A 26,878-nucleotide genomic window follows, 5' to 3' on the forward strand; every position below is an offset into this window, starting at 1 on the left:
GCTGCCCTCCAGTTAATGTTGATATCAACATAAGGCCGCAGCCTGCAGGAGGGAAGCGGAGAGTTGAAGGGCCCGTCAGCCCTCGGCGACCTGCAGTGAGAGGGTGCGCCCGCGCTTGACGTAGTTCAGCGCGCTGTCGCCAATCACGGTGACCTGTCCGCCGTCGAGGCTGTCGCCCACGCCGACGCGCAGGTAGCGCCCGTTGGGCATGCGGATCAGGGCGCGGCGGTCGCCGGGCCTGCCGTAGATGCCAATCAGGTTGATATCGCGCAGGTTGATCGCATCCTCGATCGTGGCCGCACTGGCGACAGAGCCCGGCACGGGGCCCGTGGGCCGAACGGCGGCGCTGGCAACTTGCGTGGGGGCAGAGGCGGCGGGGGCGGCGGGCTGCCGGGCCTGCTGCTGCGCAACGACGCGTGAGAAGTTGGCGGGCCGGCTGTCGGGCCGGCGGGCGACGGCGACAGCCTGCTGCGTGGCGCCGGCGAGCGGATTGGTGGAATTGGCGGTGATGTCGAGGAGGGCGCTGGCGAGGCTGGGGCTTTGCGCTGGCGCATCTTCGCCTTCGGTGCCCTCTGCCAGCTCTTCGCTGGTCGCTGGGGCCAGATCTTCGGGACGAACGCCGGGCACCGGGCCGTCCCAAGCGGTCAGGACCTGAGGCAGATCGTCCGGCGCCAGGCCCTCGGGGCGCTGGGCAGGCGTGGGGCCGTTCCAGGCGCTGAGAATCTCGGCAGGCGGCTCGTCAGCGGGCAGAGCGGCGGCCTCTTCCTCTTCGGGCGCCAGCCCCTCGGGCCGGTTGCGCGGCGCGGGGCCGGGCAGGGCGGTGAGGATCTCGGGCGGCGCCTCGTTGGAGGCAAGCTCGATGTCAGACGCCGCGCCCTCGGCCGCCTCGGCGATGGCCTCTCCCAGCGTTTCAGAGTTGGCGTCGTCTGCGGCGCCCAGCTGCGTACCCGGCTCCAGCAGGGCGCGGGCTTCGCTGCCGGCGGCATCATCGGGGCGCAGCTCGGGGGTGGCGCCTGTCCAGCCGTCGGCCGTGGCGGCGGGGAGGGCGGCGTCGCCCGTTTGCCCCGACTCCAGCGCATCCAGCCCCACCGCGCCGGGCGTGGCGCCATCGCTGGCCATGGCCGTCACGGGCAGGTTGGCTGGATCGTCCGGCACGTCTGCGCCTGCCACGGCGGCATCGGTTGCTTCGGGCTCCGCCGCCTCCGGTTCGGCGGGGGCGTCTTCGGCGGCCTCTTCCTCGCGCAGGGCGACCGCGGCGGCCTCGACGCTTTCGGGCCGGGCGCGCAGGCGCGTCTCCGGCGGCGACAGAGGCGCGTAGGTGACCGGGAAGACCGGCTCGTCGGGGGCGACGGTGCCGGGGCGCGTGGGCGGCATGATGTCGGGCCGGCCGGCGTAGATGAGCAGGCCCTGCGGCGTGAGCGTGCCCTCGTCGGTCGCCAGGAAGAAGCCGCGGGCGTCGCGCGGGAAGGTGGCGCCGGGCGGCGGCGGGTTCATCTGCGTCGGTAGGCGCGGGTCGGGGCTGGAGCGTGCAAGGCTGGGCGCCTCGGCCGTTTCCGGCGCCGTCTCGGCCAGGCCGACGGTCAGCTCGTCGAGGCTGGTGGTGCGCGGCTGCAGCGGCAGGCGCGGCGCGCGCAGCCAGACGCCGGTGGCGGCATAAAAGCGCTCGGCCTCTGCCGGGCTGGGCACCACGCCGCGCGGCTCCGCCACATTGGCCGTGGCTTCGGGCGGCAGCAGATTGCTCTCGTCGAAGCCTGGCACCTGGTCTTCGAGGGCGGCGAGCTCGGTTTCGTCGAGCGTCGTCTCCAGCTCGCCGGCGGCGCTGGAGATCATCGAGGAGGTCGCGGCGATGGCGCCATCCAGATCGCCGGGCGCAGCATCCTCCGGCGCGGCGGCGAGCTGCGTGTTCTCAACCGTATCGGACGGGCCGAAGAGCGCCGCGATAACGCGCGGCGCGGCAAAGGCGGCGACGGCGAACATGACGAGCACCAGAAGGACCGTGAGGATCAGCCAGAGGTATTTCGGCGCGGCACGCGGCGCGGCCTCGCGGGCGCCGAAGACGGTCATCCGCTCGCGCTCCTGCGCGCGGGCGCGCTCGTCGGCAGCCTGCGCGGCGCTCTGGGTCGATGGGGCCGCGACGGTGGTGGCCGCGGCTTCCTTGCGGGCGCGGCGCTTGCCGAGAAGGCCGGTCTTCGCCGGTTTCGCCGTCTCGAAACGCACGGGCGTGGCGCCATCGTCGACCGGCGCGGGGGCGGCGGTCGGCATCGCGCCGCTCGGGGCGGCGGTCTTCGGGCGGGCCGCGGGCGCTTTCGTGGCGGCCGGCTGCGGCGGCGTCACGGCGGGCGAGTTGCGGGGGGCTGAGACGGTGAGCGAGGTGTAGCTCTCGGCGCCCTCACTCTGGCTGCCGGCCTTGGCGCGCACGGCGGCGGCGAGGGCGGGCGGCATCTCGGTCTTCACCTTTCCGGCCGGTTTTGCCTCTGGCGACAGGCCGGTGATCGGCGGCGCAGCTGCACCCGGAGCCTCGGGCCGGAGCGGCCCGGCCTGGGCCGGCGATGCCGGGCGCACCCCGCCCGGGGCACGGCTCGGATCGGCTGCGAGCGCCGCGCTGGCGCCGGTGGGCATGAGCTTCGGCCTGTCCTTGGCGGCCGGGGCGGGGGCCTTCGGGGCAGGCGCGCGGACGGGCGCCTTCAACGGCGGTGGCTTGGCACTGGCCGGGGGCACCGGGCTGGCGGGCTTCGGGGTGTCGCTGCCCGGCGCCGCGAGCGGCGGCTCTGGCGCGCGCATCTGGGGCGCCTCGGGCGGCGCACTCGGCGCGAGCCCGGCGCGCGGCTCCGAGCCCCATTTGCGGGCGCGCGAGGCGAACATCGGCGTTGCGTCGGGCGACGGGGCCGGGGCGGGCTCTGCCGCAGCGCCAAGACGGCGGCGGCGGGTGGAGAAGCTGGCCGGCGGCTCTTCAGATTCGGGTGCAGGGTCGGTGGAGGCCGGCTCTTCCGGCGCGGGGGCGGGCGTTGGCTCGACGGTGGGCGCCGGCAGCTCTGCCTCTTCCGGCTCGGCCAGCGGGTCTGATGCCGGCTCGCCGAGGGGGGCCTCGTCGGGTGCGTCGTCGGCCAGGTCCACCGGCTCGGCCGGGGCGGGGGCCTCATCGAGCACCGGTGTCTCGACCGGCGGCTCGTCTTCGGCAGGCTCGGGAATCGGGTCGTTGTCCGGCAGCTCGGTCTCATGTTCGACCGCCACCTCGGGCGTTGCTTCCGCTTCGGTCTGGACACTCGGCTCAGGCGCGGTCTCCAGCTCCGGCACGTTCTCCGGCTCGGGCATGACCTGAGGCTCAGCCTCCGGTTCCGGCACGAATTCGACCTCCGGCTCGGAGGCGAGGCCCGGCCCGGCGGCGAGGGGCGGCGCCGGCATCTTGCCGGTCTTCTCCCAGGGCAGGCGGGCGCGGGGCGCGCGCAGCGTTTTGGGGTCCACCGGCTGGTCGTCACGCTCGGGGCTCTCACCGCCCGGCAGCAGCTCGGCCGCCGCGGCAGAGGCACCGAAGAAGGGCTCGCCGTTGAAGGTGAAGGGCTCGGGCGCGGCGGCGAAGCAGACGGGGGCGAAGCGATGCTCGACCGCGAAGGCCTCGGCCTCGTCCAGCGTCTCGCGGGCCACGGCGGCGATATAGGTGCGCCCGCCGCCGCGCGAGAAATCATAGGCCAGCTCGTCCACCGCATAGGGGGTGGCGCCGTCGAGCGCGGTTTCAACGTCCTCCACCGTCACGCGCGTTGTATCGAGTGCGATGTAGCGGATCTGGTCGTTGGGAATCAGCAGCTTGGTGCGCAGACCTTTTGGATCGAGCGCCAGCGCCGTCTTGCGCAGAGTCGCGAGATCGGCGGCGAGATCGGCCGTATCCAGCTTGACCTCGCCCACCAGGTGCCAGGTGCCGCCGGAGCGGTGCAGCAGGCGGATTCCCTCCACCGTGAGCGAGAGTGCAAATGCGGGCTTCATTGGACGGCCATTATCATCCTGCAGAGCGAGGCGGAAAGGGTCGCGACCACGCCGGGAGAGCTTAGAGCAACTTTCCGCCCGGATCAAAGGCCGGGGCGGCGGAGGGCGGCACACGATTATTTGCGGGGGTGCGCCAAGGCAGCGCTTGCGAGATGCGTCAGATGGTTAGACGTAACGCAGAACCTTCAGGAGTATCCCATGCGTTTGCCCCATTCTTTGCTTCGCCCCGTGCTGCTTTCCGCCGGCCTGCTGGCCCTGCCGGTCGCCGCGAGTGCCGAGCATCTGTTCACCGTGACCGGCGAGGGCGAGGCTGCCGCCAAGCCCGACATGGCGATCATCACCCTCGGTGTCGAACGCCGCGCCGATAGCGCCGAAGCCGCGCTCGATGCGGTCAGCGAAGCGCTGGCCCCGGTGATCGAGGCGCTGCGCGCCGATGGAATCGCCCCCGCCGACATTCAGACCAGCGGCCTGCGGCTGGATGCCGACATGAATTACGAGGTGAACCCGCCCGAGCAGGTCGGCTTCGTCGCCGGCTCGACGCTGAGCGTGCGGGTGCATGACGTTGAGGGCGTCGGCGAGCTGATCGACGGGCTGGTGGGTGAGGGTGCCAACCAGCTCTTCGGAATCAGCTTCGGCCTGTCGGACAATGCCGCCGCGCTGGAAGAGGCCCGCCGCGACGCCGTGGCCGATGCCCGCGCCACCGCCGAGCTCTATGCCGAGGCGGCGGGCATCACGCTCGGCCCCATCGCGGCCTTCACCGAGGGCGGCGGCATGGGCAACCCCGTGCCGATGAACGAGATGCGCATGATGGACAGCGCGGCGGGCGGCATGCCCGTGGCCGCCGGCGAGCTGAGCGTGACGGCACAGGTGACCATGTCCTGGGTGATCGCGGAGTAGGGTGCTTCCCTAACCGCTCCTCACCGCGCCCGGAGTCAAGCCGAAGGCGCCGGGCGAGCGCCGGCCCGTCCCCACGGGCTGGCGCTCTGGTGACGGCAGCGCTTAGCCCGCCGCTGGGAGGGGCGTGGCGAGCATAAAGCGCATAAGCGGAAAGGGTGCTGCGCCACCCCACGGGCCGGCGCTCGCCCGGCGCGGCACCGTTGGTGCGGTTGGCGAGGAGACATGCGCTCTGCAGCGCGTGCCGTCTCAACGCACCCAGTACCCCGCCTCCTTGATGGCCTTGCGGATCTCCGCTTCGTCCGCCGGCAGGGCCGCGCGATCGAACATCGCGCGCACCTCCGCCCCCTGGCCGCGGTAGACCATGCGGTGCAGCGGCGGGTGCTGCTTGAGGAGCTTCTTCACCCGGTTCGGCGCTGCCACCTCCTCCAGCACCTGCACCACGCGGTCGCTCTCGCGGGCGTAGAGCAGGGGGAACAGGCGGTAGTGGCAGGTGACATCGCCATCGAGCCCCGCCAGCTCAGGCCCCGGCCGGCCGCCGCCGAGGGAATGGATCACCAGCGGCAGCACCACCTGGTCCAGCCAAGGGTTCAGCGGCTGGATGACCAGCTCGGGCGGCGGATGGTCTCGCACCGCCACCGCCCAGTCGGCGAAGCGGCGGTGAAACTCCGCCGGGTCGGGGCCGAGGAACCAGCCGGCGTTGAAATAGAGGTAGCGCTCCCAATGCTCATCGGGCTGGGCGGGGTCGAGCGAGCCCTCGAACTCCAGCCCGAACTTGTCGTAGAGCGAGCGCCAGATCGCCGTGTAGCCGGGCCAATAGAGCTCCTCCACCGGCCAGGTGCCGGTGCGGCGCATCGAGGCCGTGGGGCGCGCGAAATCGAAGGGCACCTCCGCCAGCTCGCCCAGCACCAGCGTGTCACTGTCGAAGAAGACGAAGGGCTCGCCCTCGGGCAGCAGCGCCAGCGCCTCGATCTTATTGCCCTGCGGATAGGCCTGGCCAAAGAGCCGCGCCGTGAAGGGGCGGATCTCGGCGCCCAGCCGCTCCAGCTCGGCGTGGATGTCGGGGGCGATGGCCGTCTCTGCCTTCCACAGGCCCGCCTGCTGCGGCTCGGCGACGATGAGGCGGCCCGTGAAGCCTGGCGACATCGCCCGCAGCGAGGCGGCGAAGAGCAGCGCCTCGTATTGCAGCCGCCCCGCCTGGGCGACGATGAGAATGTTGAACGATTGGCCCTTGGCCGATTGCACCGACATGCCCATCCAAATGCCCGGCATTTGGGGCAAAGTTAAGGTATTTCGCCGCCCGCCGCGCCCCAGCGCCGCTCCCCTTGCATCATCGTTGCCGCATGGCCGCTTTGCCTGCTATTCTTCCCGGCAAAACAAACGAGATCGAGCAGGACATCCCAGAGTGACACGCCCCCATTCGGCGCGGCAGTGCGCCCTTGCCATCGCTGCCCTTGCCTCGCTCGCCGGCTGCGGGCTGTTTAATCGGCAGAGCGAACAGGAATGCATGGAGCGCGCCATGTATTTCGAATCCATTCGCTCCAGCCGCGATGGGATGATCGCCGTGGGCAGCGTCGTGATGAACCGAGTCGAATCGCCCAGCTATCCCGATACGGTCTGCGAGGTGGTCGGCCAGCGCGGCCAATTTGCGCCCGGCATCATGACGAGCCGCATGAACGACAGCTCGATGCCGCTGGTGCGCGAGGCGGCGGCCGCGGTGCTGCGGGGTGAGCGCCACCCCTTCATCGCGGATGCCCAATTCTTCCACGCCGCCAGTTATCACGCCGATTACAACAACATACACTACGTGCTGGTCGCTGGCGGCAATGCCTTCTACGAGCGGCGCCGGCCAGAGCTTGTGACACAGTCCACGCCGCCCCGTCAGATCGAGGGCATTACGCCCTGGTAGGGCAAAAGCGCACGCTCCCGGTTTTGTGTGGTCGGATTGTCGCAACTCGTGGTTGTCTTTTGACAAACACGAGAATAGGCCGCCGCGTCAAATTTCGAACAAACTGAAGCGAACTATAGTCTCCGGCAGCGGTTTTTACACCGTGCCGGGGATTGGCAATCGCCGTAATGGGCTGATGATCTGTCTCAGCCCGAAAGGATGGATGAGCATAACCTTGTTGCGCCTTCAGAACGAAGTGCTCGAAATGATCGCCACCGGCGAGAGCCTTGAGCGCACGACGGACCAGCTTTGCCGCGAGGTAGAGCGACTGGCGCCCGGGGTTCTGTGCTCGATGCTCTCCGTCGATCCCGAGGGTCGGTTGCATCCGCTGGCGGGGCCCAGCCTCGATCCCGACTATGCGGTGATGTTCGAAGGGCTGCAGATCGGGCCCGAAGTGGGCTCGTGCGGCACGGCGGCCTACACGCGCCAGGAAGTCGCGGTGACGGATATCGAGACGGATTACCGCTGGAAGGATTACAAGCATCTGGCCCTGCCGCTCGGCCTTCGGGCCTGCTGGTCGAGTCCGATCCTGGATGCCAGCGGCAATGCCATCGCGACCTTTGCCTTCTATTACGGCGAGCCGCGCGGCCCCACCGAGCTGGAGCGCGAGATCGTCAGGCAAAGCGTGCATCTCTGCGTCATCGCGCTCGAGCGCGAGATGCGCGACATCGAGGCCTCCCGCCGCGCCTTTGTCGATGCGCTCACCGGTCTGCCGAACCGCGCCGCCTTCGACGCGGCGCTGGCCGATCTCGATTGCGACACGCCGGGCGCCTGGGGGCTGCTGGCCATCGACGTCGACAACCTCAAGGTGGTGAACGACACCTTCGGCCATCACATCGGCGATTGCATGCTGGTGAAGGTGGGCCAGCTGATTGCCGAGCACACCGGCGCCGACCAGACCTACCGCATCGGCGGCGACGAGTTCGCCGTTCTGCTGAAATCGCAGGACGCGCTCGACGATCTCGACGGGCTGGCGGAGCGTCTGGTCACTGTGCTTTCGGCGCCTGCCAATTGCGGCAGCCATGTTCTGTCACCCAACGCCACGATCGGCGCCGCGATCCTGTCGGAGGACGACAATTCCCCCAGCCGGGTGCGCCAGAACGCCGATCTGGCCCTCTACCATGCCAAGGACACGCACCGCGGCGGCTTCGTGCTGTACTGGCCCGGCATCGGCACCAACATCACGCGCCGGCTCAAGGTCATCCAGGATGTGGATGCTGCCCTGAGCGAGGGGCGCATAGAAGCCCATTACCAGCCCATCGTGCGGCTCGATTCCCGCGAGATCGTCGGGCTGGAGGCGCTCTGCCGCATGCGTGTGGGCGACGAAATCGTCTCCGCCGCCGCCTTCCATGAGGCGACGACGGATGTGCACGTGGCCACCGCGCTGACCGAACGGATGATGTCGCTCGTGGCCGCCGATGTGCGCCACTGGCTCGATATGGGCATCGCCTTTCAGCATGTCGGCATCAACGTCTCGTCCGCCGATATGCAGGGCCATGTCGACAAGGTGCTAGAGGCGGCCTTCTCGGCCGAGAACGTGCCGCTGCAGCACGTGATCCTCGAGGTGACGGAATCCGTCTACATCGGGCATGGCGACCGCGGCGTTCAATCGGCCATCCGCAACCTGCGCGCCAAGGGCCTGCGCGTCGCGCTCGACGATTTCGGCACCGGTTTCGCCTCGCTGACCCATCTTCTCACGGTGCCGGTGGATATCATCAAGATCGACAAGAGCTTCGTTGACCACCTCGTCCCCGCCGATTCCGGAGCGGCCATCATCGAGGGGCTTCTCAGCATCGCGGCCAAGCTGGGTATGCGCGTCGTCGCCGAAGGGATCGAGACCGAAGAGCAGGCCCGCCGCCTGCTGGCCATCGGTGGCGTGCTCGGCCAGGGCTACCTCTTCTCCCGCGCCGTCGACCGCGATGCGATGACGGCCATGCTGCTGGATCGCGCGCAGAAGGCGGGGTGAGCGGCGGGGCCGTAGCGCCGCGCGTCGGATCACGGCCTGCCTGGCAGCGGAAAAGATGGGGGAGTGGTGGGCGACCCTGGGATGGGACAAGAAGAATCGGGAAAACAAAAGCTCACGAATGTGTCCCGCGATGCAAACCTGCGGGACACGTCGGTACCACTTGACGTCGTGCTAGCCATCGACATGTTTGAAGTTCAGCGTCAGTCACTGACGACGGCGAAAAATTAGTGCGCGCCCGACATAACGCGTGACTCATTCGAAACCTGCCGTCATTGTTCCTTCCCAGCAAGAAGGAGTCAGATTTGGAGCCTAGACACCATTGCCTGCACACGCGCTGGCCGGTAAACTTTAGCAGGTTCCGATGGATCTCAGCGACGACAAGCGCTATACTCTCGTCTATACCTGTAGGCGCGAGACCATGATAACCAAAGATCCTGTATTTGCACGAGACGCCGCTGCGTCCGGAGAGCCTTTCGTCATCTATAACGGCGACTGCCGAAACCTCATCAGCGCAATGCGGCCGGAGAGTGTCGATCTTATTCTGTCCTCTCCGCCGTACTTTATGGGGAAATCATATGACCGATCAGTTCGCCTCGAAGACTTCATATCAGATCACCAATCGCTCGCTCCTGAACTGGTTCGAATCCTGAAACTGAGCGGCAATCTTGCTTGGCAAGTAGGAAATTACGTTTTCAACGGTGAGCTGACTCCGCTGGATTTTGTCGCGCACGGGGTGTTCTCTAATCAAGCCGATCTGAAACTCAGGAATCGGATTGTTTGGACATTCGGACACGGAGCCCACGCCCAGAAGAGATTCAGTGGCCGACACGAGACGGTACTCTGGTACAGCAAGGGGAACGAAATTACCTTCAACCTCGACGAAGTGCGAGTGCCGCAAAAATATCCGGGGAAACGGCACTATAAAGGACCTAAAAAAGGGCAGTGGAGCGGAAATCCTTTAGGTAAGAACCCTGGGGACGTCTGGGACATTCCGAATGTCAAGGCAAACCACGTTGAAAAGACTGCGCACCCATGCCAATTCCCTGTGGCGCTGGCCGAGCGCCTCATTCGGGCTCTAACTCAAAACAATCAACTCGTATTTGATCCATTCTGCGGCGTTGCAAGCTCTGGTGTGGGTGCAGCTATATCAAATAGACGGTTCATTGGTGCGGAGCTTGATCCAAGCTATTGCAACATCGCGGAATCTAGATGGCGATCAGCGCAGGCGAATGAGCTGGCAATTAGGCCTTTGGAGAGGCCAGTGGCTCAGCCCGACAAAAAAAGCGCTGTGGCTCGGGATCCTTTTGACAGACGAGAGAAGACTGCATGACTGTTATCGCGGCGGCGCATCCTCAGAAACGCTTGTTTATTTCTCTCCTCACCCGTGACATTGGATTGGCTGACGCGTTTCTCGACATAATCGATAATTCTATTAATGCGGCGTTGCGTCAATTGGGCCTGGCCGACGATTCCTCCGAAGACTACTTGAAGATGCTCAATGAGGACCGCGTCCCAAAGCACTCAATATCGATAAATTTTGGCAGTAGTTCTGTCACGGTATCCGACGATTGCGGAGGGATCAGTGCCACAGATGCAGCCGAGAAAGTTTTCATATTCGGCGCCTCTGACGCTTCTCATCTCGAGGACAAGCTGAGCGTTTACGGTATCGGGCTTAAGCGCGCGATGTTCAAGTTAGGCAACAAAGTCAGAATGATATCCGATCACGCATCGGGGGGATTCGATCTAGATTTGGACGTCGCTGAGTGGGAGGCTAGGTCAGAAGATAGTTGGACGTTTGAAATCGAGACTCGACCTCCGGCAAAGGCAGGCAAGACTAAGCTTCAAATCGGAGAACTGTATGATAGCGTCAAGTCACGCCTCCAGAGCGCAGCCTTCGAAACTGAACTCGCGAATCGCATATCGCACGCCTATTCTTTCTTCTTGGGGCGGGTCGTTCGAGTCTTTCTGAACGATCAGGAGCTAGAAGGTGGCCTCCCTTCGATCGGATCGAACACAGCTGCAGAGTCTTTCAGTGAGTATGGTGTCTCGGTGGCTATATCGGCTGGTCTCGGTGAGCCCGGCGGCTCGAAGCGATACTCGTCGGAAACCGCAGGTTGGAACGTCTTCTGCAACGGGAGGGCCGTCATAGTTGCCGATAAGTCCGTTCTAACAGGTTGGGGGGTGGAGGGGTTGCTACCATCCTTCCAGCCTAAGCACAGACCCTTCGTTGGAAATGTGTTCTTCACGTCTGCGAATCCTGAGCTTCTTCCTTGGACGACTACCAAGCTTGGTGTGAATCCGGACAATCTTGTGTGGCAGCGCAGTGTTCGAAGGATGGCTGATATTGGAAGGCAAATAACTCGGTTCTTAGACTCTCGCTATCAGGAAGAAGGAACGGTGATAACGAAAGATGAGCTCTCGGATGCTATTGGGGAGAGTACTCTTCTGAGGCCGTCCATTGTTCTTGAGGCGCGGACATTCGCTGCTCCTGTAAGGAGCAAGTCTAGCTCCTTAACTTCAATTCAATTCAAGGTGGATAAGAAACTGCTCGCCAAGGTGAAGTCTGCTATTGGGAGAAGGAGCATGTCGAATGCCGAAGTTGGTCAGTATTTGCTGGACTATTTTGTCGAGAGTGAGATCGATCAATGACGGGTTCGACGGCAAGGTTTATCGCTTATGATATGCGCCCGGCAAAGCAGACGGAGCGACGTGGGCTAGTTGAGTATTTGACGGCCGCCCGAGCGGCCGGTCTTGATTTGCAGAACTATCGCTATCTTGGCTTCGGCGGCACAAAGTTCGTTGACTTCCAATTGATGAAGTATCATCTCGATTTTGAGAGTTACCAGAGTATTGAGAGTGACGAGGCACTCTTTAGGAGGTGCTATTTCAATCGCCCATTTCCTGAGATTTCGTTGTACCGCGGCCCCCTTTCGGAATTTCTTGCCGTTGACGAGTTTGAGGGCAATAGCGTATCTTGGCTAGACTATGAGGCTGGTCCGAACTCTGAGGTATACGAGGACCTAGTCACAGTGGCCAACAGGTCTAAATGCGGCGATATACTTGTAGTTTCTCTTTCCGGTGAAATGCCGCGGAAGATTGAGAATTCAAGTGATAAGAAGTCGGTGCTGCGCAGTCGTCTGCCCGCCTTGTCGTCGCTAATAAATCGGCTTCGTCCGATTGACTTTTCTGGGAAGCGTTACCCCGAGACTGTAGGAAAGCTCTTGTCAGGCATGCTTTCGACGGCTTTCGCGGTTAGAGCGCCTGATGGAAAATTTCGACCAAGGTTTCGCGTGATCTATCGAGACTCCACTTGGATGGTTACGGTGGGTGGCAGTTTTCTGCAGAGAGGGTCCCGGATCGGGCCAAGGTTCGATCGGTTGTTAGATGCGCAATTGAGTTCTATGTGCCCTGCTGGCAGGGATTCCTTCTACCGCATTCCAAATTTCAATTTCACTCAATTGGAGAGGATGCTGATGGAGAAGTCTGATACGAAGACTGGAGAAGGTTATGTTCGCAAGCTTAAGTCGATTGGTATTTCTGAGCAGGAGCTCGAGAATTTCGAAAGGATTTCTCGTTTTGTCCCAAGGTTTGCGGAGCTAGCTTTTTAGAAGAGAATGCGCTATTTGTGCCATTTGAGATGCGAGCGTGTCTTAGTGCCGTCGGTCGCAAGTAGCCTAAGGCCGGCGCAGTCTGTATATTCTTGGCTGGTTTTTGCCGTGTGGGCGCCAACACCACCTTGATCTGGTGCTGCGAACATCCGATCTCGGCCATCAGGTCTGTCACGGTCTTCCGCACACCGGACAAAGATCGCCTAGGGTTTCCAGCTTCGTAGCATCACAGTTGAACCTGAGCTCGGAGCGCCTCGCTGTATGTGAGCGGCTCGCCGTACACAGTAGGGATTCAGCTGACGCGAGCACCTTCGCCGCGAGCATTGCGCGAAGTGCGGCGGGAGCATCGGGACCGCGACGAATTCGCTCCCTCGTGTCGGAACTGCCATCCACTCCAGGCATAGCCGATCCGTGTGGCCTGCTAGCATCGGTCGAGCCGAGTGGCGTCCTTGGATTGTAGATGGCTCTAAGCGTAAAGCCAGGAGAAGTTCGTACTTATTGCTATTTAAGAATAATTAGTTCGGTCCAAGCCGACCATTTGTAAATACTGCTCGCGCAACTCGCGCACAACTTCGGTGTCACTATGGTTGCGGGCTCGCAGTCCGTCTCGCAGCCTGTCTGCAGCGTCAAGAACAACTGGTAGTAGATCGGGCGAGCTAAATAGCCCGCCTGTCATATCAATCATCCTCTGCACAATCCTTGGGATCATAGTTTCTAGCTGTGGACCTTCAGTAATTTCGCCTGCGGAGCCAGTGTAGGTTGCCGCCTCGTGGACGGCCTCGCTAAGCAGCATCGTTCGGACGTGAAACCCCTGGACAGTAGAATGACGCCCCTTGTCTAGGTCGGAGAAGCGCGATCCACTTGCGGCGAGGTGCGTCTCGACGTCTGTCCTACTGATCCGCGGCGCGGCATCGATTGCGTGGAAGTCGAGGAGGTCCATTTCGAAGCGCGCATGCCGCGACATAAAATTCGCTACAGAACCCAGAATGATGTCGCCCGAAGCTTCGGGGGATTGGCTGCCGTCCCTCGACGCCTCAAAGGCGAAAAGATCGCATCGTGCCTCTTCGATGAATTGCGGGTCCGCCAAGAGCTCACGGCGGCCGACGCCGTAGAACCGCTCAAACTCTGAGGACTTAAGGTAGAGAGCAAGTTCTTGAGCTAGATGCGGCTCTATCGGCAGCTCCGAAACCATATGTGCCAGATTGGTGTCTACAGATGCGGAGTCGAAGAAAACGCCAGGCTTCTGAGACAGCTTTCGTATGCGCTCATCTAGGCGCGCGGATGTATGATGATCAGTCTCTAGTAGCGTGTGAGCGGCTTCATGGCTGATCACAAAGGACCGCAACCTCTGCTCGAACCGCTGCCTGCGGCGTGGTTCAACGAACGCGGTGAGAGGGCTCTTTGAGCTCGAAAGCGATACCTCTCCTCCGCTTTCGACCATGCTCGCGGCCGCAAACGCTTCGTAGGTATGTCCTGTCACGAAAAGGGATCTGGACAGGCGCTTCAGGGCAACTTCTCGGAGAATATCACTGGTGTTATCATTCTCCAGTTCTGATGCGTGAACCGCGTCAAAGAGGTGCAGGGCATCTTCAAGAGCAGTGTTGTCAAGAAAGATGACCGGATGCCCGGAGAGCCGAGTCGTGAATGTCCGACCCTCAACGCTCCTTACCTCATATACGAAGATCGTCGGGGAGACATTGTCGCTTGTCGGCTCAACAATACCCAGCTCGACAATGCGTCGAGTGGAGCCGGTTAGACGAGTGGCTGGGCGCTTCGCGAGAAACGCCGTCGCTAGATCGTCAATGTTCGTCACGTGCGCTCTCTAAAATCCGAGCGACTTCCTCAGCTTCGTAGTTCTCGAAAACACGACGCTGGCCATCGAGAACGACGCGTCTCTTCCCTGTCGGCGACTTGGATCTTCCTGTCAAAAAGACGGCGATGATCGGTGTGGCGGCAGCCGAAAGTGTGACCACAAGGTCAACGACCTCCATCGGTCCCTGTATGTTGTGCGTCGAGATCAAACTTGGATTGAGAGCATTGAGCTCATCCACATCTTCTCTTGGGATTTCTAACGTGACTTGGTTCGCCATGTCTGCGCCTTTCAATTGGAAGTACTCTACCATTTTGAACATATTTCGTTTAACCTCCACGGAGCAAAATTCTGAATACTTTCAGGCATCAAGAACTTGGATATTGCCTTGGGAAGTTGCCAAACGATTCCTTCTTAGACGTCAGGAGTCTGCCAGCCGTGAGCTATTTGGTTATCGGGAGTTTGGCTTGAGGGTACTTACCATTCCAGCCCCACCAAAGTTCTCAACCCGTCTTCCGCGAGCCTGCGTCTGGCTACTCCTCTCGTATATACCTCGCTCGTCTTCGCCTGCGTATGCGCCATTACAGCCATGATCTGATGCTGGGAACATCCAGCCTCGGCCATCATCTCCGCGACAGCCTTCCGCACCCCGTGCGATGATCGCGCCGGAATCCCTGCGGCGGCGCACCACCGCTGTACCTGCACCCTCAACGCTTCGCTCGACGTGAAAGGCGCGCCTGTGCTCCGGAGGAGGTAGGTTGGCCCCACGACCTTCGCCGCCCGCGTCGCCGCCAAGAGCGGCGGCAGCATTGGGATCGCGACGAACGCGCTGCCTTTCTTTCGCGGCTGCCATTCTAGCCAGACCTGGCCGTTCCGTGTCACCTCCTGCTCCCGGCCAAGCCAGATGGCATCACCGATCCTGCAGGCTGTGAAAGCCTGAAGAGTGAGCCAAAGGTGCGCCGTCGTGCCTGGAGGGTGGTGTTCCTTGAACTTCCGGAGATCCGCAGGTGTCCACGGCTTGGCGCCGCCCTTCGGGCTGGTGTTGATCACGCCGATACCGGCAGCCGGGTTGTGGCCTATTTCGTCGCGCTCCATCGCCCACTTGTAGACCGCCCGCACCGACTTGATCAGATTGTCCGCGGCGCCGGGCCGACGCGCCCAGGCATCGCGGACGCGCACGAAGGCGCCAGCGGGAGCATCCATATCGAAGTCGCCATAGCGATCGCCATCTTCATCCTGGTGGTCGCAGAGGCGCGTCAGCACGCTCCTGCGCTGGCGCAACGTGGCGCCCGACATCTGGCCGGCGTCGACCATCGCTTCTAGGTACGCCAGGTACTGCTCGCAGAGCCAGTCGAGTGATCTCTCGACGGCTCTGGGGCGGGGCGGTGTCCAAACCTCGCCCGCGCGGCCAGCGTAGTAGTAGTTCGCGAAGTCGGGGTGATCGGGTGGCACCGGGATATGGATGCGTTCGTTCTTCCGACCCTCCACCCGCACGCGGTATCGGAGGCTGCCGTTTCGGTGCCGCTCGATGAGCAGGCCCGGGAAGTCGACGCGCATCTCGCTCACCTGATTTTCCACTGCTTCGGGCGAGGGTGCGCGACGTTGTCCGATTCGGAAACAAGTTTCGTCTCCGGCTGCTCTTGCGCGGGCGTCTCGATCTGAAAGGAGCCGTCCGCATTGACACGCAGCGTCCCGACCTGCAGGCCAGCCTCTGCCCACGCTGCGAGGGCATTGGTGAGGCGAGCTCTGGACGGAGTAGCCGACGGCATAAGCTCTACTCTTCGTTTCCGACGCGACGCAGTACGTAGGCATGGCAGGGTCCGGCGAGGGGACACGAGCAAGCTAGAGCTCTGGCGCGCAGTTCGCTCTGCGACCGGGCGCATTCAAGGCCTGCCCGGACGCTCTCACCGGTCAGCCTCGCTTGGATGGCGTGGTCGCCGACGCTTCCTTCGAAGGTGACGATGTTCCGATCGATGAGCTTCATGCTGCGGCTCCCTTTTTCATGAATTGGGCGGCGCGCCGCCGGGTGACCCAGTCTTCGCTGATTGAGAGGGCGAGCGTCGCCCAGCGACGCCGCATGTCGGGGTCGAGCTGGGCCAGTGGCGTACTTGCCAGCCATCTTAGCTGCGCCTGGCGAACGGTGAGGTTGCTCGCCGGCGCCTCGTAGCCGCCGATCGCGGTGCGGGCGACGCAACGCCATAGATCGGCAGCCTGCATGGGGGTGGGCGCGGTTGCGGTGAGCGCATGAAGGTGGAACTGCGCCATTGCCCGCACCTCTCCTGTCTCCAGCGCCTTGAAGTCGGCACGGGGAAAGTGGCCGCCCTGTTCAAGGATCTCGGTGACCAGCCGCTCGGGCATGTCCTTCACCGGCATCTGATCGAGTTCGTCGCAGAGGCGGGTCAGCGTGTCGAAGATCTTGTGCATCAGAAGAGCTCTCCCGTTGTGGGGGCCGCACCGGGCCGGATGACCTCGACCGCCTCGAGGAGGACGAAGGGCGCGTCATTCTGCTCGGCCAGGCGCGTGGCGGCGGCGAACGCATCGGCGCGCGAGCTGTAGCGCTGCCGGGGTTCGGTCTTGTCGCCCTGCCGGCGGGGCTGGCGGGCGATCATCCAGAAGCGGGCGAAGGCGGGCAGGTCTGCCATAGGGAGAACTCCTCTGCCGGCGGATGCCCGCGCCGGACGCGTGAGTGGTGGGCGGCGGGGTGGAGGAGACCCGGGCATCGCCGCAACTCGGAAGAGGTCACATGCCGAGCGAGGAGAGGTAGAGCTCCATGACGGATTCCTCTTCGGCGATGTCATCGGCGTCGCGCTTGCGGCGGGCGATGATCTTGCGGATGACCTTGGTGTTGAAACCGCGGCCCTTGGCTTCGGCCATCACCTCCTTCTGCGCATCCGCGATGTCCTTCTTCTCCGCGTCGAGCCGCTCATACCGCTCGATGAAGGCGCGCAGCTCGGCGCCGGTGGCGCTGATGACGGGCTTCTGAGCCGCGTCGAAGTCGGGGTCGGATTTCATCTGGCCGTCAGGCATGGGAGGCTCCTCGGGAGGGGTGAGAGAAGGGGGGGCGGGGCTCATTCATCGCTGGGCATGAAGAGGCCCTCGGGCGGCCCGCCTTGCTGCCGGGGTGCCCGCTGGACCGGCGCGCCGGCGACTTCACCGCCGAGGCCGGCATAGCCGGCTAGGTCGACCCAGTTGTCGCCATGGCCTGGGTTATTCCAGGCGCGCACGATCTTGAGCTGCGCGAGCATGAGCGCCACCTGGGCCGGGGTGATCGCGGCGCCGGTGAGGGCAGACCAGAGCGCGGCGAGCTGGCCGAAGCTCTGCTCGGCCGAGCCGTGCGTGGCGGCGCGATCCACGGTCACCGCGCGGTTGGCCTCGGCCAGGATGATGGTGCGAGGCTGGGTCATGCCGCGCCTGCATGGGACGCGCAGTAGAGGCGATCCACCCGCGCGCACCAATCGTCGATGGCGCCCGAGATGCTGTCACCCTGCGCGCCGATCGCGAGAAGGTCGATGATCTGCCAGCCGCCCTGAACCGGCGCGAGCATGGGCGGCGCGAGGTGGAGCCCGCGCGCGGCGGCAAGGTCGCGCAGCAGGCTCATCTCTGAGAGCAGGACCCGCTCGGCCGTGCCGATGCCATCTTGCAGGGCTTGCGCGGCAGTGAGGCGCATTTCGCGGAGCTGGACGCGCTCGGAGGGGGTGAACCCCTCGTTGGGGTCGTAGGGCTGGGCGCCGGTCATGCCCGCCCCCCTTCGATAACCCGCAGCTTCGGGCGCAGCTGGCGGCGGCGGGTGCCGTACCAGGTGGCCGTGACCAGCCGCGCCAGGGCGACAAGGGATGGGTGGTACTGATCGGGCGCCGCCAGAACGGCGCGCGCATCGATGACGGCGCGGGGCGGGTCGGCGCGGGTCATGCCAGCACCGCTAGTAGGATCGTGCAGAGCAGGACGGCAGCCGCGGGAACAATCGCGAGAGACATGGAGACCCAGCTCGGCATCTGCGGATGAAACCAACCGCCCTCCGGGTAGTAGGACGCGCCGCAGCGCGGGCAGTCAGCGATCTTTGCGAGGGTGTCGCGGCGCCAGACCATCTGGTGCCGGCAGAACAGCGCGCGGCTCCAGTGGTGGCGGATGCGAGGGCGGGCGGCGAGGCAAGGCATGTGAGGCTCCATCGGGTGGCCGATGAAGCTGCTAGCTAGTGACCATATCGGTCATAGTCAATCTAAAAAGTGACCCAAATGGTCATTTGAGGGGCGTCAATTCTAGCACTGGACGAACCCCATTCGGTTTTGTTTCTATTTTGTTCTCGAAGGGGAGTCGTGCCGTTGAGTTACTGGAGGGGGAACCTAAGGCTGTACAACTTGGCGCTGCGGGCGTCTCAGACCGGTGAGTCGCTAGATGAGCTGTTCTTCTCGTCCAGCGCGCGCATCTTCTGGGCTAGCCCAAGCGGCAAGCCTTCCCAGCGGCCCAGAATCAAAAAGTCGAGCGTGACCCCAAACCTCGCGACAAGCAGGGCGGCAACCGCGTCGGTTATCGCTCTCTTGCCGTTTTCGAAGCGAGACCAGTAGGTGCGTTCGATCCCGAGCATGTCGGACATTTCTGACGGGCGCAGTCCGTGGGCCTCTCGAAGCAGCTTGAGGCGCCTCCCGATCTGATCGGGCCGCATCGCTGTCTGTAGCTCTTGGGGGAGCCGTTGAGTGGGGAGGCCCGTCATGAGCGGAACCTCCTCTGTGACCGGAATGGCATCAATCACCGATTTGGCCCCTTGTAAAATGACCTAATTGGTCATAAAGCTGGGCGCTATGAGTGACCGCGACGTGATAGCACTTCTCGAAATGTGGCCTGATCGCCAAGCCATTCTGGCTGACGCTCGCGCGGCCAATCCCTCGCTCGGATTGGTTGCGATCCATCGCTGGTTTCAGCGGCGCAGCGTGCCTTCCGCGTACTGGTCTGTCCTGATTGCGGGTAGCGGAAGGCGAGGTCTGGACGTCACGGCTGATGATCTTGCCAACGCACACGCTCGCCAGCCGGATGCGCCCACCCTCACCGACTTCCGAGGCGAGAGGGCCGCATGATGGTCGGCTCGCTGTTCGGCGCAGGTGAGGGCGTAAGTTCGTGCGCAACAGCATGTGCCCATCACATCACCCCTTCGAGTCTCCGCGAAGGAAATCCGCTTTCGCATGAGATCGCGCCGGCCCTGGCCGACGGGCGGGCGCGCGGGCAGGGGGCGGAGCACCGGGCCGGAGAGCTCGGGCGCCGCCTCTGCCGGCCATCGCTCAACCTAAATCACTGTCAATCAAGGGATTAGCCATGGTCTCGGTCCCTCTGGCCCATGCCGCCATCTTTCGCGAACTGGTTGGCAGGCTTGGCGGCGCGGAAGCTGCCGCGGCTGTCTGCCAGGCCAGCGGTCACACCACGACCACTTCCACCATTAGCCGCATGGCCTCCGGCCAGATCGCGGTGTCAGTCGATGCACTAATCGTCGTTGAGGACGCGCTCGGGGAGTTCCCGTTCACGCGTCTGGCGGCTGGCCGACTGGACGACCCGCCGCCGTTCAAGCACCGGCGCGACGTCTCGCTGCCTCAGCTGATCGGCGACCTCGCCGTGCAGGGCGGAGGCGCCACGGCGGCGCTGATCGACGCCATCAATCCCAGGGGCCCGGGCGGGGCGACGCTGACGCCAGCCGAGCGCGCCGCCACCGCGGCCCGCCTGCGGACCCTTATCGACTGCGCCAGCCGCGCGGTTGCGATGGTGGAGGCGGGCGAATGATCCATGGGCGCAACGTGGTCCTGCGCGAGACGGCGCTCCAGGTGGCCAGCGCGGCACCGGAACGCCGCGATCCTCTTCGCGCGCTCTGGCTGGAGGTGCTGCGCGCGGGCATCGCCGACGCGTTTCGCTGTGAGCTGGGTGACGGCCATGTGGGGGCTTCGGGATGGCTCGGCTCGCGCGACTTCCACATGGTTGCGTCTCTGGCGGGGCTGGATGGCCCGGCGCTGATGGCGCGCCTGCGTAAGCTGCTCGCCTCGCCGGAGCAGGTGCGGGCGGCGCTGGCCGAGCTTGTTCCTCGGGGTGCGAGGTATCATTGATGACGGCCTCTCTGCCTCACCTCGCGGACCCCGAGAGTGGGCGCCCCGTCATTCCGGCGGCGGATCTGGACCCTGAGGCCTGCCGCCGTCTTTGGATCGCTGTCCTACGCGCCTGCATCACTGCGGTGGCCTACCGCGCCGCCGGGCGGACGATGACCACCCGGGCTCATGCGCTCGGAATTGACGGGGTCAGCCCGTCCTGGATCGGGAGCGGCGACTTCCATTTGGTTGCGTCGCTGGCCGGTCTCGACGGCAAAGCGCTGGCGGGGCGGCTCAAGGCGCAACTTGGCTGTCCCGGCGCAGCGGCGGCCCTCCTCGATGTGCTGCAGGAACCGCAGGATCGGAGGACCGCATGACCGGCACTCCGGCCCGGCCCACGCTCATCACCTCTGCCACCGATCTGCCGACCTACCCGATCCCCACCGGGCAGCGGCTGCCAGGGCAGTACTTCCTGCGCTTCGAGACACAGACCTATTTCAACAGCGAGTTCTACCTGCGGGCGGAGCGCGAGGTCCGGGCCTGCTACCTGGAGCTGATCTTCCATGCGCAGCACCAGTCGCCGCTCGGCACGCTGCCCGTCGATCCGCTGCAGCAGGCCCGGCTTCTGCGCATCGGTCTCGACGAATGGCAGGCGCTCTGCGCGCGCGATCCCTCGCCGCTCTGGCGATGGGAGCCCTGCATGAGCGACCGCGGTGACCGGCGGCTGATGCACGACAAGGTGCTCGATGTGCTGCTCGATCAGATCACGAAGCGAGAGGCGGCGGAGGTCGCCAAGGGCAACGATGCGGTGCGCAAGCGGCTCGACCGCGTTCGCTTCCGCATGCGCGAGTCCCGGCGCTTCGCCGAAGCCGAGATCGTCTCGGACACGCTCGTCGAGCGGATCGATGCCTGGCTCATCGGCAACGTGAAGGGGCGGCGCATGGCGCAGCACTTCGATGCCGCTTTCGACAAGGCCCAACGGGAAGGCTGGACGGATGGTCTGATGACAAGGCGCTGAGATTGCTCGTGAATTAGTGTCCGCTGGACAGTCCGGGACTGTCCAGGACGTTCCGCCGGACACTCCCGGACAGTCCGCTCCTAGAGTCAGAATCAGAAATGAGAATAAGACGTTCCGCTCCGGACACTGCGGGGAGCGAGAGCGGTGAGGTGGGACGGCTGAGAAAGGGGCAAGACATGGCTGAGACAGAATCCAACCGCGACCGGGTGCGGCGCCTGCTTTACGCGCCGCTCGGCTTCCGGACGAAGCGCGGCGAAGATGCCGAGGCGCATGGCCGCCTTCTCGACGGTCTGGCCGACGACCTGGCCTATCTGAGCGACGACGATCTGAAGACGCTGCGCCGGATGGTCGAGGTGCATGGCGATGGGGCCAAGCGCGACATCTGGCCCTCGATGGCCACCTTCCGGGGCCTGGCACAGATCGTCCGCCCCCGCCCGCTGGCCGAGCTGCCGGCCCTGCGCAGCTGGTTCGCCTCGGTTGAGGGGCCGCGCGCCCGGGCGGCGGGCACGCTCGTGGAGACGGCGCAGTTCTTCGAGCGCAAGCGCGTGCCGCCCTACAAGCCGGGCGACCGGCAGCTGATCCTGGAGCGGGCGCAGGAGAATGGCCGGCGCCTTGCCCTGATCGAAGAGCGCGAGGCGGGCGGCTGGTCGCTGACAGATGACGACGTGGCATGGGCCCGCGCCTACAAGGCGCAGCGCGCCTGGGCGGAGGCCCTGATCGACGAGCTGGCGAAACAGAAGGGGACTGCGGCGTGACGTGGTGGATCGGATATGCGCGGACCGGCCGCGAGCTGGATGTGGCGGCTGATCTGCGGGCGGCGGGCATCGATGCGCGGGTGCCGTGCGAGGTCCAGGCACGGCGGATCGGCAAGCGGCGCAGGCCTCAGCCGGTCAGCCGCCCGGTCTGGCCGAACTATGTGTTCCTGCCGGAGCTGCCCACAGAGACCTGGCGCACTGTGGTCGACCACCCTCTGATGGCATCCACGATGCTGGCGATCCCTCGGCGGGATGTCCCGCGGGTCGGACCGAAGCTGGCGCAGATCGAGCGCGACTTCACGGAGCGCATGAATGCGATCCGTGCGGGTGAGCGGGTGGATGAGTACCAGCCGGGTGACCTGCTCGACATCGTGGGAGGCAGCTTCGCCGGTTCCCTTGCCACCTTCCGTTGCCTCATCGATGCTGGAGAGGATCGGGACATGCGCCTTGTCGCCGAGGTCAAAATGCTCGGGCGCTCGGTTCCTGTCCGCCTTGATCCTCTGCATGCCCGTGCCGCCCGGGCTTGACATGAGGGCTACGGCGATGGAAACGTCCGACGTAGTGGTCGCACCAGGCCTAGATGCCGGTCGTGCCCGCAGCCTGCCTTCCCCCGATAGGGTCCCGGCAGCGCCAGTGCGTAAGCTATGTCCTGACATTCCGAATCGCGATCTGACCTGATGGGTCGGCTCAAGACGCTCAAGCCCGAGCTGCGCCGCGCGCCGGCGCGCCTGGGCTTTCTGCCGAGAGATGTGGAAGAGCGGCGGACCAACCCGCTGCGCCATCTCTACAAGACGGCCCGCTGGCAGCGTCTTCGCTGGAAGGTGCTGACCCGCGATCTCTTCACCTGCCGCCGGTGCCACAGACTGGAGGCGGACACCTCGCTCCTCGTCGCCGACCACGTCATCCCGCATCGGGGTGACGAGGCGCTGTTCTGGGATGAAGGCAACCTGCAATGCCTCTGCACGACCTGCCACGACGGGGCAAAGCAGAGGGAAGAGGCCGCCTCCCGCCGCCGCCGCTGAGGGGGAGGGGGGGCAAAAGTCCGGAGGGCCTTCCGGCCTAGACCGGCACCATTCCCCCACGCGGAGAATTTTTTCGAGCCATGACGAAGTTTTCGGACGATCGAGAGACCGACCTCTTCGGCAATCCCGTCAGGGACCGCCACGGCAAGCGTGGGCGGCCGGCTCTGGAGATCACCCCGGAAGACCGGGACATGGTGGAAGCAGCCCTGGTGCGGGGCTGGGCGAACGAGCGCATCGCAAAAGCGGTGGGGATCTCGGTGCCGTCGCTGAAGCGGTATTTTAGATCCACCCTCAAGATCCGCGACACAGCCCGAGAGCGGCTCGAACTTTCGATCTTCGCGAAGACGGCCCGGGCCGCGCTGGAGGAAGGTAGCGCCTCGCATATGCGCCAGCTCCGCGACATGCTCGACCGCGACGCCCGCCTCGCCGCCGATCGCAACATCGCCGAGCGCCAGGCCGAAGGCGAAGAGGAGGCGCCGGTGGCGCCGGGCAAGAAGGCGGCGCGCCTGGCGGAGGCCAAGTCCGCCGGCGGCGATGCCTGGGGCGATGATCTCCTCGGGCATCTCGGGCCCCAGGCGAAGCCGCACTGATGAGCGCGCCTGTCCGCTCCGCCGCCTGGGCCACCGCCGTCCCGGCCTGGCAAGACATGATCCGGGACCGGCGCACGCCGATGCCGGAGCTGCCGCTCTTCGACGCCGAGGCCGAGCGAGCGGTGCGGATCTTCAAGCGGCTGCGCATCCCCGATGTGCCGGGCATGCCGACCAATGGCGAGGCCTGCGAGCCTTGGGTCTTCGACCTGGTGCGGGCCATCTTCGGTTCCTACGACCGCGAGACCAAGCGGCGCATGCTGCGCGAGATTTTTCTCCTCGTGCCCAAGAAGAACGCCAAGAGCGCCATGGCGGCCGCGATCATCGTGACCGCGGCCATCCTCAACGAGCGGCCCGAGGCGGAGCTGCTGCTGATCGCGCCGACGATGACGATCGCCAAAATTGCCTTCAAGCAGGCCTGGGGCATCATCCGGGCCGATGCCGAGCTTGAAAAACTCTTCCATGTCCGCGAGCACATGCGGACGATCACCCACCTGGTGAGCCGCGCGGAAATTGCCATCAAGGCGGCGGACACCGACGCTATCACCGGGGGCAAGGCGACCTACACGCTGATCGATGAGACGCATGAGTTCGCCAAGAAGTCGAAGGCGGCGGATGTCTTCATCGAGATCCGCGGCGCGCTCGCCTCCCGGCCCGATGGCTTCCTGATGCAGATCACGACGCAGTCGAAGGAGCCGCCGGCGGGGGTCTTCAAGGCGGAGCTGACGCGGGCCCGGGCGGTGCGCGACGGAAAGATCGAGCTGCCGATCCTGCCGGTGCTCTACGAGCTGCCGCCGGACCTCGCCGAGGATTGGCGCAACCCCGAGACCTGGGGCCTCGTGAATCCCAATCTTGGCGTCTCTGTCGACGGGACCTTCCTGGCCGATCAACTCCGCGCCGCAACCGAAGACGGCCCCGCCGCCCTGGCGCTGCTCGCCTCGCAGCATTTTAATGTCGAGGTGGGCGTCGGCCTCAAGGGCGACAGCTGGATCGGGGCCGAGTACTGGGCCGGCGCGAGCTTCTGTGGCACAGGCCGAGGCCGTGCCGAGGATGCGCCGACGGGGCTCGCCGCCCTCGAAGCGCTCATCGCTCGCGTCGAGGTGGCGGTCGTGGGCATCGACGGCGGCGGCCTCGATGACCTCCTCGGCCTCTCTGTCTTCGGGCGCGATCGCGAGACCAGCGAATGGATCGCCTGGTTCCGGGCCTGGGCGCAGTCCGACGTGTTCGAACGGCGCAAAGAAATCTCCGCCCGCCTCCTCGATTTCGAAAAGGACGGCGACCTGGTCATACTCGGGCCGGACAATCCTGCCGGCGACATCGAGGAGATCGCCGAGATCGTGGGCCGGCTGCTCGATGCGGATCTGCTGCCCGAGAAGGCGGCGATCGGGCTCGACCCGGCGGGCGTCTCGGCCATCGTCGATGAGCTCGACGCCCTGGGCATCGCCGACGGCCAGATGGTCGCGATCGGGCAGGGCTACCGGCTCTCGCCCGCGATCTGGGGGATGGAGCGGGCCCTGAAGGCCAAAAAAGTCCGGCACTACGGGCAGCCGATGATGGACTGGGTGCTGGGCAATGCCAAAACCGAACAGAGGGGGTCGGCCGTCGTGGTGACCAAGGAAGCGGCCGGCAAGGCCAAGATCGACCCGCTCGTTGCGGGCTTCAACGCCTTCCAGCTGATGGCCCGCAATCCGGTGGGGAAGGGCCCCTCCGTCTACGACTCCCGCGGGATCCTGGTGGTCTGACGACGTGGGCTTCCTAGGTCTCTTCAAGTCTGCGCCCGCTCCAACAGCCGCAGCGCCCGGTGCCGGCCCGCGTGCCATGGCCGGCGAGGGCGGCGAGTTCATGAGCCTCGACGATCCGCGCTTGCTGGAGTTCATCCGTGGCGGGGCCGGGACCCAGACCCAATCCGGGGCCTCGGTCAACGCGAAGACGGCGCTGCGCAACACCACGGTCCTGCGCTGCGTCTCGCTCATCAGCTTCGCCGTCGGCATGCTGCCGCTGCACCTGCACCGCAAGGCGGATGCCGAGAAGGCGTCGGACCATCCGCTCTTCCGCCTCCTGCACCGCCGCCCCAACGCCTGGCAGACCGCCTTCGAGTTCCGCTCGCTGATGCAGCAGCGCGCCCTCATCGATGGGGACGCTTTTGCGCTGAAGGTGATGAGCGGGCCCCGTGTGATCCAGCTGGTGCCGATCGCCAATGCCCGCGTGACGGTCAAGCAGCGGCCCGACTGGAGCCTCGAATACCGCGTGCGCCGCGACGGGCAGGGCGAGGCGGTCTACTCGGGCCGCGACATCTTCCACCTGCGCTACGGGATGAGCGAGGACGGCATCACCGGCCTGTCGCTCGTGCGCCAGGCGGCCGAAGCCATCGGTCTTGCGCTTCAGGCGGAGCGCGCCTCGGCGCGGCTCTTCCGGCAGGGGGTGATTGCGGGCCAGGTGCTAAGGCACCCGGGCAAGCTCTCGCCCGAGGCCTTCGAGCGCCTGCGCGACAGCATGGCCGAGCACGAGGGCGCGTCGAACGCCCACCGGACCAAGATCCTCGAGGAGGGCATGGAGCTCGATGGGGGCGGGATGTCCGGCCGGGACAGTGAAGCCACCGCGCAGCGCAAGCTGCAGATCGAGGAGATCGCCCGGCCCTTCGGTGTGCCGCGTCCGCTGCTGGCCGTCGACGACACGTCCTGGGGCTCGGGCATCGATGTGCTCGGCCAGTTCTTCGTGCGCTACGGGCTCTCGCCCTGGTTCGAGGCCTGGCAGCAGGCCATCGAACGCGACCTGCTCACCGAGGACGAGCAGGAGATCTACGAGGCCAAGTTCAACGCCGGTGCGCTTCTGCGCGGCTCGATGAAGGACCAGGCCGATTTCTTCGCCAAGGGTCTCGGCGCCGGCGGGCACCAACCCTTCCTCGAAGTCGACGAGGTCCGCGGCTGGCTGGACCTGCCGCACAGCGACAACCTGCCGCCCCGCCTGAGCGCGGCCACCCTTCCCAAAGGAAATGACGATGAGCCTCCGCAAGCTGCCTGAGATCAAGGCGTTCCAGAAATCCGAGGCGCTGGTGTTCGAGGCACCGGAGGACACGGTGGATGCGTTCGATCCGACCGTCGTCGCGGCCGCCCGGGGCGATGACGCGGAGATCTCGATCTACGGTCAGATCGGTCTGGACCCGATGACCGCGACCGACAACACGGAGCGCCGGATCAGTGCCGCACTGCGGTCCATCGGCAAGCGCGACATTA

At 65.1% G+C, this 26,878-nt stretch carries 31 protein-coding genes; 18 read left to right on the top strand and 13 right to left on the bottom strand.

Going from position 1 to position 26,878, the window contains the following annotated elements; translation table 11 throughout:
• Window positions 1-75: 75 nt before the first annotated feature.
• Window positions 76-3,978, bottom strand: a complete 3,903-nt coding sequence (locus tag ACXN5S_RS13770; protein WP_458606010.1) for a hypothetical protein — start codon at window positions 3,976-3,978, stop codon at window positions 76-78.
• A 198-nt stretch (window positions 3,979-4,176) separates the two neighbouring features.
• Between ACXN5S_RS13770 and ACXN5S_RS13775 the strand changes: the two genes are divergently transcribed.
• The gene (locus tag ACXN5S_RS13775) at window positions 4,177-4,875 is read left to right on the top strand and encodes an SIMPL domain-containing protein (RefSeq protein WP_458606011.1); all 699 of its coding nucleotides are present in this window, start codon (window positions 4,177-4,179) and stop codon (window positions 4,873-4,875) included.
• A 246-nt stretch (window positions 4,876-5,121) separates the two neighbouring features.
• On the opposite strand, the gene ACXN5S_RS13780 is transcribed toward ACXN5S_RS13775, so the two are convergent.
• Complete coding sequence (locus ACXN5S_RS13780; protein WP_458606012.1) at window positions 5,122-6,144, bottom strand: hypothetical protein; 1,023 nt, start codon at window positions 6,142-6,144, stop codon at window positions 5,122-5,124.
• Between the two features lie 133 nt (window positions 6,145-6,277).
• Here ACXN5S_RS13780 and ACXN5S_RS13785 point away from each other — a divergent pair, with 133 nt between their 5' ends.
• The 5 genes from ACXN5S_RS13785 to ACXN5S_RS13805 all read left to right on the top strand — a co-directional run bounded on the left by ACXN5S_RS13785 (window position 6,278) and on the right by ACXN5S_RS13805 (window position 12,394).
• Window positions 6,278-6,781, top strand: a complete 504-nt coding sequence (locus ACXN5S_RS13785) for a cell wall hydrolase (protein WP_458606013.1) — start codon at window positions 6,278-6,280, stop codon at window positions 6,779-6,781.
• Window positions 6,782-6,983: 202 nt separating this feature from the next.
• Window positions 6,984-8,786, top strand: a complete 1,803-nt coding sequence (locus ACXN5S_RS13790; RefSeq protein ID WP_458606014.1) for a putative bifunctional diguanylate cyclase/phosphodiesterase — start codon at window positions 6,984-6,986, stop codon at window positions 8,784-8,786.
• Between the two features lie 361 nt (window positions 8,787-9,147).
• The gene (locus ACXN5S_RS13795; RefSeq protein WP_458606015.1) at window positions 9,148-10,116 is read left to right on the top strand and encodes a DNA-methyltransferase; all 969 of its coding nucleotides are present in this window, start codon (window positions 9,148-9,150) and stop codon (window positions 10,114-10,116) included.
• Window positions 10,113-11,435, top strand: coding sequence for an ATP-binding protein (locus tag ACXN5S_RS13800; RefSeq protein ID WP_458606016.1), 1,323 nt, complete (start codon window positions 10,113-10,115; stop codon window positions 11,433-11,435). Before ACXN5S_RS13795 ends, ACXN5S_RS13800 begins: the two co-directional genes overlap by 4 nt.
• Window positions 11,432-12,394 (top strand): O-methyltransferase, encoded by a 963-nt coding sequence (locus ACXN5S_RS13805; RefSeq protein ID WP_458606017.1) that lies wholly within the window; start codon window positions 11,432-11,434, stop codon window positions 12,392-12,394. The genes ACXN5S_RS13800 and ACXN5S_RS13805 overlap by 4 nt, the downstream gene beginning before the upstream one ends.
• Before the next feature lie 505 nt (window positions 12,395-12,899).
• On the opposite strand, the gene ACXN5S_RS13810 is transcribed toward ACXN5S_RS13805, so the two are convergent.
• From ACXN5S_RS13810 to ACXN5S_RS13860, 11 genes are all read right to left on the bottom strand, one after another.
• Window positions 12,900-14,207, bottom strand: a complete 1,308-nt coding sequence (locus ACXN5S_RS13810; protein WP_458606018.1) for a hypothetical protein — start codon at window positions 14,205-14,207, stop codon at window positions 12,900-12,902.
• Entirely contained in the window at window positions 14,194-14,517 is a 324-nt protein-coding gene (locus ACXN5S_RS13815; protein ID WP_458606019.1) for a hypothetical protein, read from the bottom strand. Before ACXN5S_RS13815 ends, ACXN5S_RS13810 begins: the two co-directional genes overlap by 14 nt.
• 164 nt (window positions 14,518-14,681) lie before the next feature.
• On the bottom strand, window positions 14,682-15,761 hold the full coding sequence (locus tag ACXN5S_RS13820) for a tyrosine-type recombinase/integrase (RefSeq protein WP_458606058.1): 1,080 nt from the start codon (window positions 15,759-15,761) through the stop codon (window positions 14,682-14,684).
• A 423-nt stretch (window positions 15,762-16,184) separates the two neighbouring features.
• Window positions 16,185-16,628, bottom strand: a complete 444-nt coding sequence (locus ACXN5S_RS13825; RefSeq protein ID WP_458606020.1) for a hypothetical protein — start codon at window positions 16,626-16,628, stop codon at window positions 16,185-16,187.
• Window positions 16,628-16,846, bottom strand: a complete 219-nt coding sequence (locus ACXN5S_RS13830) for a hypothetical protein (protein WP_458606021.1) — start codon at window positions 16,844-16,846, stop codon at window positions 16,628-16,630. Before ACXN5S_RS13830 ends, ACXN5S_RS13825 begins: the two co-directional genes overlap by 1 nt.
• A gap of 97 nt (window positions 16,847-16,943) precedes the next feature.
• Window positions 16,944-17,216 (bottom strand): DUF2312 domain-containing protein, encoded by a 273-nt coding sequence (locus ACXN5S_RS13835; protein WP_458606059.1) that lies wholly within the window; start codon window positions 17,214-17,216, stop codon window positions 16,944-16,946.
• 56 nt (window positions 17,217-17,272) lie between these two features.
• Window positions 17,273-17,608, bottom strand: coding sequence for a DUF6378 domain-containing protein (locus ACXN5S_RS13840; RefSeq protein ID WP_458606022.1), 336 nt, complete (start codon window positions 17,606-17,608; stop codon window positions 17,273-17,275).
• Window positions 17,605-17,940: a hypothetical protein gene (locus ACXN5S_RS13845; RefSeq protein ID WP_458606023.1), complete on the bottom strand. Its 336-nt coding sequence runs from the start codon at window positions 17,938-17,940 to the stop codon at window positions 17,605-17,607. The genes ACXN5S_RS13840 and ACXN5S_RS13845 overlap by 4 nt, the downstream gene beginning before the upstream one ends.
• The gene (locus ACXN5S_RS13850; protein WP_458606024.1) at window positions 17,937-18,113 is read right to left on the bottom strand and encodes a hypothetical protein; all 177 of its coding nucleotides are present in this window, start codon (window positions 18,111-18,113) and stop codon (window positions 17,937-17,939) included. Before ACXN5S_RS13850 ends, ACXN5S_RS13845 begins: the two co-directional genes overlap by 4 nt.
• A complete protein-coding gene (locus ACXN5S_RS13855; RefSeq protein ID WP_458606025.1) occupies window positions 18,110-18,358 on the bottom strand; it encodes a hypothetical protein in 249 nt (82 codons plus the stop codon). The genes ACXN5S_RS13850 and ACXN5S_RS13855 overlap by 4 nt, the downstream gene beginning before the upstream one ends.
• A 218-nt stretch (window positions 18,359-18,576) precedes the next feature.
• Window positions 18,577-18,912 carry a helix-turn-helix domain-containing protein gene (locus ACXN5S_RS13860; protein ID WP_458606060.1) on the bottom strand — a complete coding sequence of 112 codons (336 nt, stop codon included), beginning with the start codon at window positions 18,910-18,912 and terminating at the stop codon, window positions 18,577-18,579.
• A gap of 88 nt (window positions 18,913-19,000) precedes the next feature.
• On the opposite strand from ACXN5S_RS13860, the gene ACXN5S_RS13865 reads away from it, so the two are divergent.
• From ACXN5S_RS13865 to ACXN5S_RS13920, 12 genes are all read left to right on the top strand, one after another.
• On the top strand, window positions 19,001-19,273 hold the full coding sequence (locus ACXN5S_RS13865) for a hypothetical protein (RefSeq protein WP_458606026.1): 273 nt from the start codon (window positions 19,001-19,003) through the stop codon (window positions 19,271-19,273).
• A gap of 235 nt (window positions 19,274-19,508) precedes the next feature.
• Window positions 19,509-19,967: a hypothetical protein gene (locus tag ACXN5S_RS13870; RefSeq protein ID WP_458606027.1), complete on the top strand. Its 459-nt coding sequence runs from the start codon at window positions 19,509-19,511 to the stop codon at window positions 19,965-19,967.
• Complete coding sequence (locus tag ACXN5S_RS13875) at window positions 19,964-20,284, top strand: hypothetical protein (RefSeq protein WP_458606028.1); 321 nt, start codon at window positions 19,964-19,966, stop codon at window positions 20,282-20,284. Before ACXN5S_RS13870 ends, ACXN5S_RS13875 begins: the two co-directional genes overlap by 4 nt.
• 125 nt (window positions 20,285-20,409) lie before the next feature.
• The gene (locus ACXN5S_RS13880) at window positions 20,410-20,640 is read left to right on the top strand and encodes a hypothetical protein (RefSeq protein ID WP_458606029.1); all 231 of its coding nucleotides are present in this window, start codon (window positions 20,410-20,412) and stop codon (window positions 20,638-20,640) included.
• Window positions 20,637-21,281 (top strand): hypothetical protein, encoded by a 645-nt coding sequence (locus ACXN5S_RS13885; RefSeq protein ID WP_458606030.1) that lies wholly within the window; start codon window positions 20,637-20,639, stop codon window positions 21,279-21,281. The genes ACXN5S_RS13880 and ACXN5S_RS13885 overlap by 4 nt, the downstream gene beginning before the upstream one ends.
• Before the next feature lie 176 nt (window positions 21,282-21,457).
• A complete protein-coding gene (locus tag ACXN5S_RS13890; RefSeq protein WP_458606031.1) occupies window positions 21,458-22,036 on the top strand; it encodes a hypothetical protein in 579 nt (192 codons plus the stop codon).
• A complete protein-coding gene (gene nusG, locus ACXN5S_RS13895) occupies window positions 22,033-22,563 on the top strand; it encodes a transcription termination/antitermination protein NusG (RefSeq protein WP_458606032.1) in 531 nt (176 codons plus the stop codon). Before ACXN5S_RS13890 ends, nusG begins: the two co-directional genes overlap by 4 nt.
• Before the next feature lie 150 nt (window positions 22,564-22,713).
• Window positions 22,714-23,058, top strand: coding sequence for an HNH endonuclease (locus ACXN5S_RS13900; RefSeq protein WP_458606033.1), 345 nt, complete (start codon window positions 22,714-22,716; stop codon window positions 23,056-23,058).
• Between the two features lie 80 nt (window positions 23,059-23,138).
• Complete coding sequence (locus tag ACXN5S_RS13905) at window positions 23,139-23,648, top strand: hypothetical protein (protein ID WP_458606035.1); 510 nt, start codon at window positions 23,139-23,141, stop codon at window positions 23,646-23,648.
• On the top strand, window positions 23,648-25,387 hold the full coding sequence (locus ACXN5S_RS13910; protein ID WP_458606037.1) for a terminase large subunit: 1,740 nt from the start codon (window positions 23,648-23,650) through the stop codon (window positions 25,385-25,387). Before ACXN5S_RS13905 ends, ACXN5S_RS13910 begins: the two co-directional genes overlap by 1 nt.
• Before the next feature lie 76 nt (window positions 25,388-25,463).
• Window positions 25,464-26,666 (top strand): phage portal protein, encoded by a 1,203-nt coding sequence (locus tag ACXN5S_RS13915; RefSeq protein ID WP_458606039.1) that lies wholly within the window; start codon window positions 25,464-25,466, stop codon window positions 26,664-26,666.
• Window positions 26,644-26,878, top strand: a 235-nt coding sequence (locus ACXN5S_RS13920; RefSeq protein ID WP_458606040.1) for a hypothetical protein, incomplete at its 3' end; no start/stop codon positions are given. The genes ACXN5S_RS13915 and ACXN5S_RS13920, both read left to right, overlap by 23 nt.

The organism is Pseudoroseicyclus sp. H15, from assembly GCF_054353345.1.